A 13,764-nucleotide genomic window follows, 5' to 3' on the forward strand; every position below is an offset into this window, starting at 1 on the left:
CGATCTCACTCCTTGGGCGGTTCGGCGCCCGGATTCAACGTCAGTTGCATAAAGGTCAGGTCCAGCCAGCGGCCGAACTTGATGCCCACTTGCGGCATCTGCCCGGTAATGCTGAAGCCCAGGCGCTCATGCAGGCGGATCGAGGCCAGGTTGCCGCTTTCAATGGCGGCGACCATGACGTGCTTGCCGCCGCTGCGGGCGCGCTCGATCAGGGCCTGCATCAGGCGTGGGCCGAGGCCTTTGCCGCGCTGGTCATTGCGCACGTATACCGAGTGCTCGACGCTGTAGCGGAAGCCCTCGAAGGGGCGCCAGTCGCCGAATGAGGCGTAGCCGGTGACTTCGTCGTTTTCCACCGCCACCAGGATCGGGTACTGCTGCGCCTGGCGCGCACTGAACCAGGCCTGGCGGTTCGCCAGGTCTACCGGTTGCTCGTTCCAGATCGCCGTGGTGTTCTGCACCGCGTCGTTGTAGATAGCGCGGATGGCGGGCAGGTCGTGTTCGGTTGCATCACGAATCATGGCAACACCTTACGCAATGGGCTGGTGGACGGTGACCAGCTTGGTGCCGTCGGGAAAGGTGGCTTCCACCTGGATATCCGGGATCATTTCCGGGATGCCTTCCATCACCTGTTCGCGGCTGAGCAGGGTGGTGCCGTAGTGCATCAGGTCGGCCACGGTACGGCCATCGCGGGCGCCTTCCATTAGCGCTGCGGAAATATAGGCGATGGTCTCCGGGTAGTTGAGCTTCACCCCGCGCGCCAGGCGCCGCTCGGCGACCAGGCCTGCGGTGAAGATCAGCAGTTTGTCTTTTTCCCGTGGGGTCAGGTCCATGGTTCAGTCCGTAGTAAAACAGTTAAAAAGACGAGCACTAACCCCTGTAGGAGCGAGCTTGCTCGCGAAAAAACCGAGGGCGCCGCGTGCATTCAGGATGCCCGCGTTATCGTTAACGATTTTCGCGAGCAAGCTCGCTCCTACAAAAGGGCGCATCTTCATGTGCTCCAGATTCTTGGTGCGACTGCTTCACGCCCAAACAGTGCCGGGCGTAAAAGCCGCCATAAATCAATCAACCATCCCCGCGCCAGCAGCGCTTCACTGGCCAGGCACCGCGCCACCAGCAAACCGGGCAGTTGGGTCAGGTCACCGCGCACCGCGTGGGGCAGTGAGCGGCATTGTTCAAGCAGTTCAGCGTCGATCTCGCCGGTCACCAGCAACGTGGCAAACACCGGCTGCCCGTCCAATCCGATAGGCGAATCCAGCAGCCCATCGGCGCCCACAATGCGCTGGCGTTCGTGCCAGAGCAACTGGCCGTCGCGGCGAATATCCAGGTGCGATTGAAAGTGGCCGAGGTCGAACCGCTCGCCACTGGCCGGGCGCCCGAGTGCGACCACATCCCAGTACAACAACCGCGCATCGCCTTGCAGCTCAACACGCGTGGTCAGTTCGGCCTGGGCGGCGCTGAATACGATGGTTTCCTGGGGCAGCCATTCCAGCGTCGCACCGGCCTCGACGGTCAACTCGACGTGCTGAAACGCCGGGCCGCCGGCGCGGTACCACTTGGCTGCGCCGGGGCTGGTCAGCTGCGCCCAGGCACCGGTGCCGACGTGGGCGCTGATGTCCAGGCGATCACCACCGGCAATGCCGCCGGGTGGGTGCACGATGATGTGCTGGCACACCTCGGGGCCTTCGGCGTACAGGTGCTTTTGCACGCGCAGCGGGCCCAGGTGGCGGCGCAAGACCGGGCGCGTGGTGTCTTTGACACGCGCATAGCCGAGTTCCAGCGCGGCGTGCCAGCTGGGCGTGAACAGGGCAGGGGTAACGGGCAGGTTCATGGCGTGTGCTTATCGTTAGGAGGCTACAGATTAGATGGTTACCAGCCCACGCACACCCTCGCGTTCCATATTTTCACCACGGCCCTGCTGCACGATTTCCCCACGGGACATCACCAGGTACTGGTCAGCCAGTTCAGCGGCAAAGTCATAGAACTGCTCCACCAGCAGGATCGCCATGTCGCCGCGTTCGGCAAGCTTTTTGATCACCGCACCGATTTCCTTGATCACCGACGGCTGGATGCCTTCGGTGGGCTCATCGAGAATCAACAGGCGCGGGCGGCTCGCCAGGGCACGGCCAATCGCCAACTGTTGCTGCTGCCCGCCGGACAAGTCGCCGCCGCGTCGATGCTTCATTTGCAGCAACACCGGGAAAAGCTCGTAGATGAAGGCCGGCACCTCTTTGGCTTCGGAACCGGGGAAACGCGACAGTCCCATCAGCAGGTTTTCTTCTACGGTCAGCCGCCCGAATATCTCCCGGCCCTGAGGAACATACGCGATCCCGGCATGGACCCGCTGGTGCGGCTTGAAGCCGGTGATGGCCTTGCCTTCCCAGTTGACTGCGCCTTCCTTGGCCGGCAGCAAGCCCATCAGGCACTTGAGCAGGGTGGTCTTGCCCACGCCGTTGCGCCCGAGCAGGCAGGTGACTTCGCCGATCTTCACGTCGAAGGACAGCCCGCGCAGAATGTGGCTACCGCCGTAATACTGGTGCAGCTTGTCGACTTGCAGCATGTTCGATTCTCCTCTATTCCCCTGTGGGAATCGGATCAACTGTGGGAGCTGGCTTGCCTGCGATGCAGGCGACCCGGTGTATCAGGTACACCGCTATCGCAGGCAAGCCAGCTCCCACATAAAGCCGTTCGTGTCAGCGTTAGCGACCGAGGTAAACCTCGATCACTCGCTCATTTTCCTGCACCTGTTCCAGCGACCCTTCGGCCAATACGCTGCCCTGGTGCAACACGGTCACGTGGTCAGCAATCGAGCCGACAAAGCCCATGTCGTGCTCCACCACCATCAACGAATGCTTGCCGGCCAGGCGCTTGAACAGTTCGGCGGTGAACTCGGTTTCGGCATCGGTCATACCCGCTACCGGCTCGTCGAGCAGCAACAGTTGCGGGTCTTGCATCAGCAACATGCCGATTTCCAGGAACTGCTTCTGGCCGTGGGACAGCAAACCGGCGGGCCGATGCACCGAGGCGGTCAGGCGGATGGTGTCGAGCACTTCATCGATGCGGTCTTTTTGCTCGCCACTCAGGCGCGCCCGCAGGCTGGCCCACACCGACTTGTCGGTCTTCTGCGCCAGCTCAAGATTTTCGAACACACTCAGGGCTTCGAACACCGTGGGCTTCTGAAACTTGCGGCCGATACCGGCCTGGGCGATCTGTACTTCGCTCATGCTGGTCAGGTCCAGGGTTTCGCCAAACCAGGCCCTGCCGTGGCTGGGCCGGGTCTTGCCGGTAATTACGTCCATCAGCGTGGTCTTGCCCGCGCCGTTGGGGCCGATGATGCAGCGCAATTCGCCGACGCCGATATACAGGTTCAGGTCATTCAACGCCTTGAAACCGTCGAAGCTGACGCTGATGTCTTCAAGCGTCAGGATGGTGCCGTGGCGAGTGTTGAGCCCCTTGCCGGCGGCCTGGCCGATACCGATCGCATCGCGGCCGCTGCCCGCATCGAAAATAGGTTCAAGCATGACGTTCCTCATTTCTTCAGCAGGCCGATAACGCCCTTGGGCAGGTACAGGGTGACGATGATGAACAGCGCCCCGAGGAAGAACAGCCAGTACTCGGGGAACGCCACGGTGAACCAGCTCTTCATGCCGTTGACCACCCCGGCGCCGAGCAATGGCCCGATCAGCGTGCCTCGCCCGCCCAGGGCGACCCATACGGCGGCCTCGATGGAGTTGGTTGGCGACATCTCGCTGGGGTTGATGATGCCAACCTGCGGCACATACAGCGCCCCCGCCAAGCCACACAGCACCGCGCTCAACACCCACACAAACAACTTGAAGCCGCGCGGGTCGTAACCGCAGAACATCAGGCGGTTCTCGGCATCGCGCAAAGCGGTCAGCACCCGGCCGAACTTGCTCTGCGCCAAGCGCCAGCCGATATACAGGCTGGCCACCAGCAGCAGCACCGTGGCCACAAACAACACCGCTCGTGTGCCAGGTTCTGTGATGCCGAAGCCTAAGATGCTGCGGAAATTGGTAAAGCCGTTATTGCCGCCAAACCCGGTTTCGTTGCGGAAAAACAGCAGCATCCCGGCAAAGGTCAGGGCTTGGGTCATGATCGAGAAATACACGCCCTTGATCCGCGAGCGGAAGGCGAAGAAGCCGAACACCAGGGCCAACAGCCCTGGCGCCAGCACCACCAGGCACAGCGCCCACAGAAAGTTGTCGGTGCCGGCCCAGTACCAGGGCAATTCGGTCCAGGACAGAAAGGTCATGAACGCCGGTAACCCATCACCCGACGCTTGGCGCATCAGGTACATGCCCATGGCATAGCCGCCCAGGGCAAAGAACAGGCCGTGGCCCAGGGACAACATGCCCGCGTAACCCCACACCAGGTCCAGTGCCAACGCGACGATGGCATAGCAGAGGATCTTGCCCACCAGCGTTAACGTATAGGCCGATACATGCAGTGGGTTGTCCGCAGGCAGCAGAGAACACAATGGCAATGCCAGCAGCAGAAACAGGATCACCGCGCCCACGGCAATCGTCACCTTGGGGCCGGCTTTTTGCGTGGCCGTAAGCATCAATGGCTGATTCATCAGTCGATCACCCGTCCTTTCAGTGCGAAGAGTCCTTGCGGGCGTTTCTGGATAAACAGAATGATCAGCGCGAGGATCAGGATCTTGCCGAGTACGGCACCGATTTGCGGTTCAAGAATCTTGTTGGCAATACCCAGGCCGAAGGCCGCCATCACGCTACCGGCCAACTGGCCGACACCACCTAGCACTACCACCAGGAACGAGTCGATGATGTAGCTCTGGCCCAGGTCCGGGCCGACGTTGCCGATCTGGCTCAGCGCTACGCCGCCCAGCCCTGCAATGCCGGAGCCCAGACCAAAGGCGAGCATGTCTACGCGCCCGGTGGGCACGCCGCAGCAGGCGGCCATGTTGCGGTTCTGGGTGACGGCGCGCACGTTCAGACCCAGGCGCGTCTTGTTCAGCAGCAACCAGGTGAGCACCACCACGAACAGCGCAAAGGCGATGATGACGATGCGGTTGTACGGCAGCACCAGGTTGGGCAGTACTTGAATGCCGCCGGACAGCCAGGCGGGGTTGGACACTTCGACGTTCTGCGCGCCGAACACCAGGCGTACCAACTGGATCAGCATCAGGCTGATGCCCCAGGTGGCGAGCAGGGTTTCCAGCGGGCGGCCATAGAGGTGACGAATCACGGTGCGCTCCAGGGCCATGCCGATGGCTGCGGTGACAAAAAATGCCACCGGCAGTGCAATCAACGGGTAGAACTCGATGGCCTGGGGCACATAGCGCTGCATCAACAACTGCACCACGTAGGTCGAGTAAGCGCCGAGCATCAGCATCTCGCCGTGGGCCATGTTGATCACGCCGAGCAGGCCGAAAGTGATCGCCAAACCCAGTGCCGCCAACAGCAGGATCGAGCCCAGCGACATGCCGCTGAACGCCTGCCCGAGTATCTCGCCGACCATCAGTTTGCGTTTGACCTGGGCCAGGCTGGTTTCGGCGGCGGTGTGCACGGCGGCATCGGTTTCCACCCCCGGCGCCAGCAGCGCTTCAAGGCGCGTGCGCGCCAGCGGGTCACCGGTGCTGCCGAGCAAGCGCACGGCGGCCAGGCGTACCGCAGGGTCGGTGTCCACCAATTGCAGGTTGGCCAGGGCCAGGCTGAGGGCGCTGTGTACATCCTCGTCGGTCTCGGCGGCGACTTGTTGGTCGAGGAATTTCAGCTGCGCAGGCACAGCGCTTTTTTGCAGGGTTCGCGCTGCCGCCAGGCGTACCTTGGGGTCGGCGGCGAGCAGTTGCTGGCTGGCTTGAACGTTATCGATCAGGCCGCGCAGGCGGTTGTTCAGGCGCAGGGTTTTGGTTTCGCCATTGAGTGTGAGTTGGCCTTGCTCAAGGGCGTCCACCAGTTCGATACGCGCAGGGTCGGGGTTGGCGGCCCAATCCTGAAGGAGCTTGGCTTGTTGCACCGGGTTGGCGGCGAGGAAGTCTTCGGCATCGCCTGCATATGCCGCCCAAGGCAGCAACAGCAGCACGGCGAGGATGAAGCGGTGGAGGGCAGTGGGCATACGAAAATGTCCTGATCATGCGGGGACAGTGTGGGCGCTGGTTGTCTGTGGGAGCTGGCTTGCCTGCGATGGCATCGCTGCGGTGTGTCAGGCACACCGAGTTGTTTGCATCGCAGGCAAGCCAGCTCCCACAGTGACCATGTCCCACATTTGATCTGTGGGGGGCGTTAGTTGCTCTTCACGGCATAGTCCGGTTTTTTGTCATTGCCCGGAATGTAAGGGCTCCATGGCTGTGCCCGAATCGGCGCTTCGGTCTGCCATACCACCAAAAACTGACCGTCGGCCTGGATCTCGCCGATCATCACCGGCTTGTGCAGGTGGTGGTTGGTCTTGTCCATGGTCAGGGTAAAGCCCGACGGCGCCGCGAAGGTCTGGCCGCCCAGGGCTTCACGTACTTTGTCGACGTCGGTGGACTTGGCTTGCTCTGCCGCCTGGGCCCACATATGGATGCCCACATAGGTGGCTTCCATCGGGTCGTTGGTCACGGCTTTGTCCGCGCCCGGCAGGTTGTGCTTCTTGGCGTAGGCTTTCCAATCGGCGACGAATTTCTGGTTCACCGGGTTTTCCACCGACTGGAAGTAGTTCCACGCCGCGAGGTTGCCCACCAGCGGTTTGGTGTCGATGCCGCGCAGTTCTTCCTCGCCTACCGAAAACGCCACCACCGGTACGTCGGTGGCCTTCAAACCCTGGTTGGCCAGCTCTTTGTAGAACGGCACGTTGGAATCGCCATTGACGGTGGAGACCACCGCGGTCTTGCCGCCGGCGGAGAACTTTTTGATGTTGGCGACGATGGTCTGGTAATCGGCATGGCCGAACGGGGTGTAAACCTCTTCGATGTCTTTATCCGCCACACCTTTGGACTTCAGGAACGAGCGCAGGATCTTGTTGGTGGTGCGTGGGTACACATAGTCGGTGCCGAGCAGGAAGAAGCGCTTGGCGCTGCCGCCTTCTTCGCTCATCAAATATTCCACCGCCGGGATCGCCTGCTGGTTCGGCGCCGCACCGGTATAGAACACGTTCGGCGACATCTCTTCGCCTTCGTACTGCACCGGGTAGAACAGCAAGCCGTTGAGTTCTTCGAATACCGGCAATACCGATTTGCGCGACACCGAGGTCCAGCAGCCGAACACCACGGCGACCTTGTCCTGGGTCAGCAACTGCCGGCCTTTTTCCGCGAACAGCGGCCAATTGGACGCTGGGTCCACCACCACCGGTTCGAGCATCTTGCCGTTTACGCCGCCCTTGGCGTTGATCTCGTCGATGGTCATCAACGCCATGTCTTTAAGCGAGGTTTCGGAAATCGCCATGGTTCCGGACAACGAGTGCAGGATGCCGACCTTGATGGTCTCGGCGGCCTGTACGGTCCAGGTCAAGCCCATGGCTGCAATGGATGCCGACAAAGTGAAAGCCTTGATCAAGCTGCGACGCTGCATGGTGCGATCTCCGTAACCGATAGTTTTTATGGGGCAGATACAGAGGGCATTGCAAAGGCTGTGCCTGCGACGCTGGCCGCGCGGTTGCCGCGATGTTGGCGGTGGGAGGGACGCACGCCACGCACCAGCTTGGCGCCGTAAACGGCGTTGCGTGCGCAGCCGGCCTCAAAACAGTGCGTTGCCCTGCGAAAGCTGATCATTATCTAACGCCACCGCCTCACGTCGACTGCCGACCATGTGGGCTGCGATCGCCAATCCTGGCGCCGTACAACCCAACAGGGAAACGAAGACATGGAGCGAATCAGACGAGGCTGGTTTGGGGCAGACCCCAAGCCCGACGTAGAGTTACCCCCGGTAGGGCCGGGTTTTGTCAGCATGGATGATGCGGCTCGCTATGCCCATGAACAGATCGGCAGCCAGCGTGACGTGGAATACGGCGGAGTGATCTTGCAGAGTTTGGCCGACGAACTCTTTTACGCGACAGATCCGATCGAGGGCGGCGAAAACTATTTCGACATGACCACCGTATTGAACCTCGACAGCAACAAGCAGTATGTCCACCCCGAAGGTTATCGCTGTGTGGCGGAGTACCATTCGCATCCGGATTTATTCGACCAGTACAAGGCCAATCATCCCGATTTTTCAGACCGCCGCATCAATGCCTTAAACAGCTTTTATTCAGAGGAAGACCTGGTTGCCAACATCCTTGAGCCAGCGTTCGTCACGGCCTTTTATTTGTCGGGGCCGCAAGGCTCGTTGTTTAAGCATGTTTGTACCCGCTCGGATGCCGAGCGACGTTTCGGCGTGTGGCTGGAAACCAAGCAGCCGTTCGGCAGACCCGATGGCTATGACGGCGTAGTGGAAAACTTCTTCAAGAAGGTCGCCAGTGTCAGCAAACTTTCGATTGTGGTGTCCAATGCTGTGTGGGGCGGCAGCACCGGCGAGGTCCCCGAGAGCTGGAAACCTTACTCGCCCTTTGTGCCGAAAAAACGCGAACTGCCCCCCTGCGGCCCAGTGCAGGCGAGTCTCACCGCCGCCATCGGCCATGCTCAGGCGCGCCTGGCCGATAAACCGGCGGCTATCCAGCAGGTGTATGTGCTCAAACATGATGATAAGCACCTCTATGCGGTGACCGAACCGTCGGGCTCAGTCGGCGCGCAGCAGTCTGTCCAAGAGTTGTTCCCCACCGATACCGATGGCAAGCACCAACTGCCTGCGAAGTTTCATCTCAACGCGGTTTACCTGGGCAGCGGCGGCAATGCGGCACCGGTCACCACCAGGCAACCGTGGTTGTATCGTAATTTTTTCTGGGCGCCAGAACTGGCCCGACATTTGTACCAGGGGCGCTTGGTCCCTGAATTGCTCAAGCAAGGCGCATATTCGATATTCCTGGGCACCCAAGACGGCGCATTGCTGCGCTATACCTGCTCGTTCTCTGAAGCCGAAGCGCAGCTTTATCGGGTGGCGCCCGAGGGTGCGATCGTGGATAACAACATCGATTCCGCCCTGGTCGCCGGCAGCCTCAAACCCAGTGAGTTCGTGCTGCGCCTGGCAGCCGCGGGCCAGTTGACCGTGCTCAAGACCAGCAAGGCCGGTAAAGGCAGCAAGCTGTGGAGCCGGACCGGATCGGTCGGTGCCGACTGGCGCCCCTTTGCCGATATTGCGCTGCCGACTTACAGCCCGCCTTTTATCAGCGCCGATGATGCGGCTCGCTGGGCGCATATGATGATCGGCCAACGACGGGATATCGAGTACGGAGGGGTGATCCTTAAGCGCCGGAACCGCTACTACGCCACTCACCCCATCCCGGACCGTCGCAACACGTTCGATCACAAGCTGCTTTTGGCCAGGGACAGCGAGGGCCGTTTCATTGCCCCTGATGATCACAGCGCCGAGGCGTTCTATCACTCACATCCTGTTGATACTGCGCAAATCCAGGCCCACTTTCCCGATTTCACGCCGGACCAGGTGACGCTGTTCAATAACTTTTATTCAGAGGCCGATCAACTCTTCAGTTTCGAGAACAGAGCATTTGCCAAGAACCATTATTTTTCCGGCCCTGACGACGTGCTGCTCAAGTACGTCAGCAGCGGGTCGGCTCAAGAGCGCAACCTGGAGCAGCAACTGCGAGGCGGGCCGGGTGAAACCAGCAGTGATTTCGAGTTTCCCGTACGCCGGCTGGCCAATGCGGGCGAGTTGTGGGTGCTGATTGCCAATCGGGTTTGGGGCGGTGTTCGCGGGCGTGTCACCCAGGGGTGGCGGCTTGGCACGCCAGTGACAAACACAGGCGACGTCCAGCAACAGCCCTTCTGCAGCGAAGTGCTGCCGCGCCCTGAATTGGCGGTCAAGCGTGCACTGGAACTTTCCGGTGCTGCGAGCAAGCCCGGCGCGTTCGGGTTTGTGCTCAAACACACCCGCGACGATGCCTACGTGGCCACGTTCGCAACTTCCAGGCGTTATCCGCTGTTCTCACCCGAAGAGGTCTTTCCAAAGCGCGACGGCAGATTGCAGTTGCCGTCGAACTACCGGCTGGAGGCGATTTACTTCACCAGTTGGTACGAGACCCATGAAGTGGCTGCCCGGGAAACGTGGCTGGCCAATACGTTTTTCACGCCGGCACAGGTAGTGGCTGCTACCCGCCAGGCGCAGGCAACTCGCACCATCCAGGATCCGGCCCGTGGCTTGTCTTTGTACATGCTCGCCACCGACTCGGCGTTGCTTGCCTTCCGGATCCCCGAGGCTACACGCACCAGTGAGCTGGTCCGGGAGTCGGCTACGGGCGGGCTGCATGACAATGGCGCGCAGGCTGCGCTGCTGGCCGGTACGCTGACGCCCCGTGATTACGCGCGCAGGATCATTGCAGCGACCGACCTTCGGGTGGTTCAGGGCGGCGGCCTGTGGCGTACAGAGGGGTCGGTGGATGCCGGCGCCGACCTGTTGGCATCGCGTTATCAAGTGACGTTGAGCCGCTCGTTTCTCTCCGCACGGGATGCAGTCACGTATGCCCACGAACAGATCGGCAATCGGCGTGATCGCGCCTACGGCGGTTATGTACTCAAGGGCACCGACGGTCGTTTTGTCGTCACCGAGCCGATGGAGAGCCTGGCCGAGCCTTTTGCTTTCACGCTGTTTTTCCCGGTCGGTAATCTGGGGCCGTTAATCCCGCCGGAGCCCTACGTGTTGCAAGGGCGCTATGGTTCCCATGCAGAGCTGTCGATGGTCGACCCGGCGCCGGTATTGCGCCGTGGCTGGACGCGGAACGAGGCGCTGGTCCACCAGCAGATGTTTTCCTGCGATGAAATGTATTCGGTCATTCACGCCAAGCGTGTGGCCTGGCTCTCTGCGTCGGCGAGCTGTCTGCTGGAGTACACACCCGGCAACTCCTCTCACGAGCAGCTGCTGTTGAACAATATTGCCCCCGACGCCGGGCCCAACAGTTTGCAGCGCCGCCTGGACAGCGGTGAAGTCAAGCCGGTTGAATGGGTGTGGCGAGTGGCAGAGGCGGGCGACCTGAAGATCGTCCAGGGCAACTCATTTTGGGGACCGCGTGGCTCGGTGTTCAACGATTGGTCCTTCAACTTTGACTATGCGCCACGTTCCGGCCCGCCGGATTTCGCCACTTACGGAGCGGTGTTCGACAGTGCCGATGAAGCCGCGCGTAATCTCCATGGGCGGGTGCATGGCCGCAATCTGGCGCAGGCCGCCTGCTTTGCCTTTATCCTCAAGCATCGGGATAAGGAGCACTACATTGCCAGCGAGGTAGTAGGGGTTGGCGCAAACAATGTGTTGTTCAACCTCAACAGCCTGTTCAAGCCCCTTGAGGCGGGCGGCTTTGAGTTTCCCGATGGTTTTATCCTGTATGGGTTGTTTCGTTCGCAGCAGTGGGCGCGACGCGGTCTGGATCGCTTCAACGCCTGGCTCACATTATTTTTCGTGACCCCTCAGGTGCTCTATAGCGCGCTTTTTGAGGCTCAGCGGGGTAGAACAAACAGCCTGCGTCTGTACTTCTCTACGTTCGATGGCGCGCTGTTGAGTTATGCGCCCTTTCCGATTGACGTAAAGGGTGGCGGCGATGCGGACAACTTGTTGGTGCGTGCCAGTGAGCAGTTGCGTTCCGGCCTGATGCGTCCCCAGAAGTTTATCCAGGACTGGGCGCTGCGCGGTGCATTGCGCGTGATAAGGACCAGTCAGTGCTGGGATAAACCCGGCGGGGTCGACCCTATGTGGACCGGCTACGCAACGATGATGCCGCGACGCATGGGGCCGGCCTTTGCCAGTGTCGATGATGCGGCCCGCTATGCCGCGACCCGAATAGGTAACGGGCTGCGTCGCGCTTATGGCGGGGTGATTGTGCGTCTGGTCAATGGCTTGTTCGCCGCCACCGAGCCGTTGGTGCTGCCGCCACAAGGGCTCACAACGGACTGGATCTACCCCGATCCGATCGTCGCGGCGGGTCAGTATCCGGGGGGCAGCGTAATGGTTGCCCGTTACCGCTCGGTGGTCGATCAGGAGGTGCCACTGCTGCTGTCCGCCACCCAGAAAAGTATCTATAAAAGCATGATCCCCAGTGCGGCGCTCGCCACGCTGTTGCACGTTGAGACTCAGATCAAGCGCGAGTATGTGTTCAGCTTGACCGGCTCGATCCTGAGCTATCAAGTATCAGGCTCTGCCGAGGAACAGTTGCTCAAGCAGCGTTTGGCGCCGCTGAATCGGGCCAGGGGCGACTATGCCGACAACACGGTAGAGCAACAACTGCGCGACGGCACACTGTCGCCTCAGGATTTTGTCACCCAGCTGGCGAAGGCCGGCGAGTTCTGTGTGGTAAAGGGTGACGCGTTGTGGGGAGCGGCTCGTCGGATCACGGTGAAGTTTATCTCGAACGTTCCCCTCGTTCCGGATCAGGATATTCGCGCGGTGCTGTTTGACTCACCGTGCGGCCCCGTCTTCACCCGCGCGCTCGATGCGGTGCGGTACGCCCAACGTCTAAGCACGCCGCAAGCGTACGTGGCGTTCGGCTATCTGCTCAAGGCGGTCAACAAGCCTTTGTACATGACGACGCTGGCGCTGGTCAGGGAAAATTTTACTGACTTCGAGCAGGTGTTTATCAATGGTCAGTTGCCTCAGGATTTTGTCATCGACGGCCTGTATCTGGTCGGGTCCAACGTGGCCATCGCCCCGGCTACGGATGAGATGGCGCTGAGTTTTTTTCCGCCTCAATACCTTGCCAGGGCGCTGAATTTTGTCAGCCATGCTCGCAACAGGCATGTTCTACCCTTGTATTTGCTGTGTGCTGACGGGGCGTTGCTGACGTATACGCTATCCCAGGACGCCTCGCTCTATTCATGGACGAGCCATGCGCACCTGGACCTGCCGCACCTGCTCGAAGGTTCGCTCAAGGTGCTCGATTATGTTCGTCGCCTGGCCGCTGATGGCTTGCTGTATGTCAGGGTGACCAGCGAAGTGTGGAGCCGCAACGAGCGTGTCGGAACACAGTGGCAGCCGAAAAATACACCGCATTCCTTTTCCGAAAACCCGCATTTCCATTCGTTCTGCGGGCCGCTGTGTCTGTATCCCGACGATGCGGCCCGCTATGCTCAGGGCCTGGTGCCGTCCTTTCAGGAAAAGCAGTACCTGGGCGCGGTGCTGATGCCGCAGGATACGCAAGGTTATGTGGCGCTTGATCCGGTCGAGGACCGTGCGGGCACGCCAGGCAACAACACCCTGGATCTGTTGTTCTGGAAGGGCAAGGCCGGGTTCGATGTACCTGCCGGCAATGATCTGGGCACTTACAGAATCGCTGCGGTGCAGGCGTTCTATAAAGCTATCGATTCAACATCCAGCCTCGCACCACTTGATAAGAACCTGCTAGGCAATTTCGTCGCCAAGGATGACCTGCGCGGTTATCTGGAGGTGATCAAAGACAATGCGCCCAGCGCCAAAAGCTGTTACCTGGCCTGCCGCGGTGGCGCGTTGCTCAAGTACGTGCCCGCTTTTACGAACGCTGAAGCCAGGCTGCTTGGCCAGAATGGCGCGCCGGATCCGAGCGTGCTGGTCGACCAGCTCAGGTCTCACGGCACGCTCATGGTGTTGTACGCCGACGCGTTCTGGACACGTCGAGGTGTGCTGGGCGAAGGATGGATCGGCGCCAGGGTCGAGACGCAAGAGGCCTGGTATGGCCACGATGAACTCTGACCTCGACGCGTGCGCATCGAATGGCTGATACACCGCCACCCAC

9 protein-coding genes are annotated in these 13,764 nt (G+C 60.8%); 1 reads left to right on the plus strand and 8 read right to left on the minus strand.

Going from position 1 to position 13,764, the window contains the following annotated elements:
- Positions 1-5: 5 nt before the first annotated feature.
- The 8 genes from JFT63_RS22290 to urtA all read right to left on the minus strand — a co-directional run bounded on the left by JFT63_RS22290 (position 6) and on the right by urtA (position 7,529).
- Positions 6-518: a GNAT family N-acetyltransferase gene (locus tag JFT63_RS22290; protein WP_186561808.1), complete on the minus strand. Its 513-nt coding sequence runs from the start codon at positions 516-518 to the stop codon at positions 6-8.
- Positions 519-527: 9 nt separating this feature from the next.
- Entirely contained in the window at positions 528-830 is a 303-nt protein-coding gene (gene ureA / locus JFT63_RS22295) for an urease subunit gamma (protein ID WP_003171437.1), read from the minus strand.
- A gap of 158 nt (positions 831-988) precedes the next feature.
- Positions 989-1,828, minus strand: coding sequence for an urease accessory protein UreD (locus JFT63_RS22300; protein ID WP_198844784.1), 840 nt, complete (start codon positions 1,826-1,828; stop codon positions 989-991).
- A 30-nt stretch (positions 1,829-1,858) separates the two neighbouring features.
- Positions 1,859-2,557 (minus strand): urea ABC transporter ATP-binding subunit UrtE, encoded by a 699-nt coding sequence (urtE, locus tag JFT63_RS22305; protein ID WP_127880441.1) that lies wholly within the window; start codon positions 2,555-2,557, stop codon positions 1,859-1,861.
- A gap of 139 nt (positions 2,558-2,696) precedes the next feature.
- Positions 2,697-3,530, minus strand: a complete 834-nt coding sequence (gene urtD / locus JFT63_RS22310; RefSeq protein ID WP_087149500.1) for an urea ABC transporter ATP-binding protein UrtD — start codon at positions 3,528-3,530, stop codon at positions 2,697-2,699.
- Positions 3,527-4,594 carry an urea ABC transporter permease subunit UrtC gene (gene urtC, locus JFT63_RS22315; RefSeq protein WP_057702636.1) on the minus strand — a complete coding sequence of 356 codons (1,068 nt, stop codon included), beginning with the start codon at positions 4,592-4,594 and terminating at the stop codon, positions 3,527-3,529. Before urtC ends, urtD begins: the two co-directional genes overlap by 4 nt.
- A complete protein-coding gene (gene urtB, locus JFT63_RS22320; RefSeq protein ID WP_198844785.1) occupies positions 4,594-6,096 on the minus strand; it encodes an urea ABC transporter permease subunit UrtB in 1,503 nt (500 codons plus the stop codon). The genes urtC and urtB overlap by 1 nt, the downstream gene beginning before the upstream one ends.
- Positions 6,097-6,263: 167 nt before the next feature.
- On the minus strand, positions 6,264-7,529 hold the full coding sequence (urtA, locus tag JFT63_RS22325; protein WP_198844786.1) for an urea ABC transporter substrate-binding protein: 1,266 nt from the start codon (positions 7,527-7,529) through the stop codon (positions 6,264-6,266).
- Between the two features lie 291 nt (positions 7,530-7,820).
- Between urtA and JFT63_RS22330 the strand changes: the two genes are divergently transcribed.
- Positions 7,821-13,721, plus strand: a complete 5,901-nt coding sequence (locus tag JFT63_RS22330) for a DUF4329 domain-containing protein (RefSeq protein WP_198844787.1) — start codon at positions 7,821-7,823, stop codon at positions 13,719-13,721.
- Positions 13,722-13,764 lie beyond the last annotated feature (43 nt).

The organism is Pseudomonas sp. MF7453 (genome assembly GCF_016405455.1).
Lineage (GTDB): Bacteria > Pseudomonadota > Gammaproteobacteria > Pseudomonadales > Pseudomonadaceae > Aquipseudomonas > Aquipseudomonas paralactis.

Coding starts and splice junctions, on each gene's coding strand:
- JFT63_RS22290 (WP_186561808.1), bottom strand. CDS start 518: ATGATTCGTGATGCAACCGAACACGACCTGCCCGCCATCCGCGCTATC.
- ureA (WP_003171437.1), bottom strand. CDS start 830: ATGGACCTGACCCCACGGGAAAAAGACAAACTGCTGATCTTCACCGCA.
- JFT63_RS22300 (WP_198844784.1), bottom strand. CDS start 1,828: ATGAACCTGCCCGTTACCCCTGCCCTGTTCACGCCCAGCTGGCACGCC.
- urtE (WP_127880441.1), bottom strand. CDS start 2,557: ATGCTGCAAGTCGACAAGCTGCACCAGTATTACGGCGGTAGCCACATT.
- urtD (WP_087149500.1), bottom strand. CDS start 3,530: ATGAGGAACGTCATGCTTGAACCTATTTTCGATGCGGGCAGCGGCCGC.
- urtC (WP_057702636.1), bottom strand. CDS start 4,594: ATGAATCAGCCATTGATGCTTACGGCCACGCAAAAAGCCGGCCCCAAG.
- urtB (WP_198844785.1), bottom strand. CDS start 6,096: ATGCCCACTGCCCTCCACCGCTTCATCCTCGCCGTGCTGCTGTTGCTG.
- urtA (WP_198844786.1), bottom strand. CDS start 7,529: ATGCAGCGTCGCAGCTTGATCAAGGCTTTCACTTTGTCGGCATCCATT.
- JFT63_RS22330 (WP_198844787.1), top strand. CDS start 7,821: ATGGAGCGAATCAGACGAGGCTGGTTTGGGGCAGACCCCAAGCCCGAC.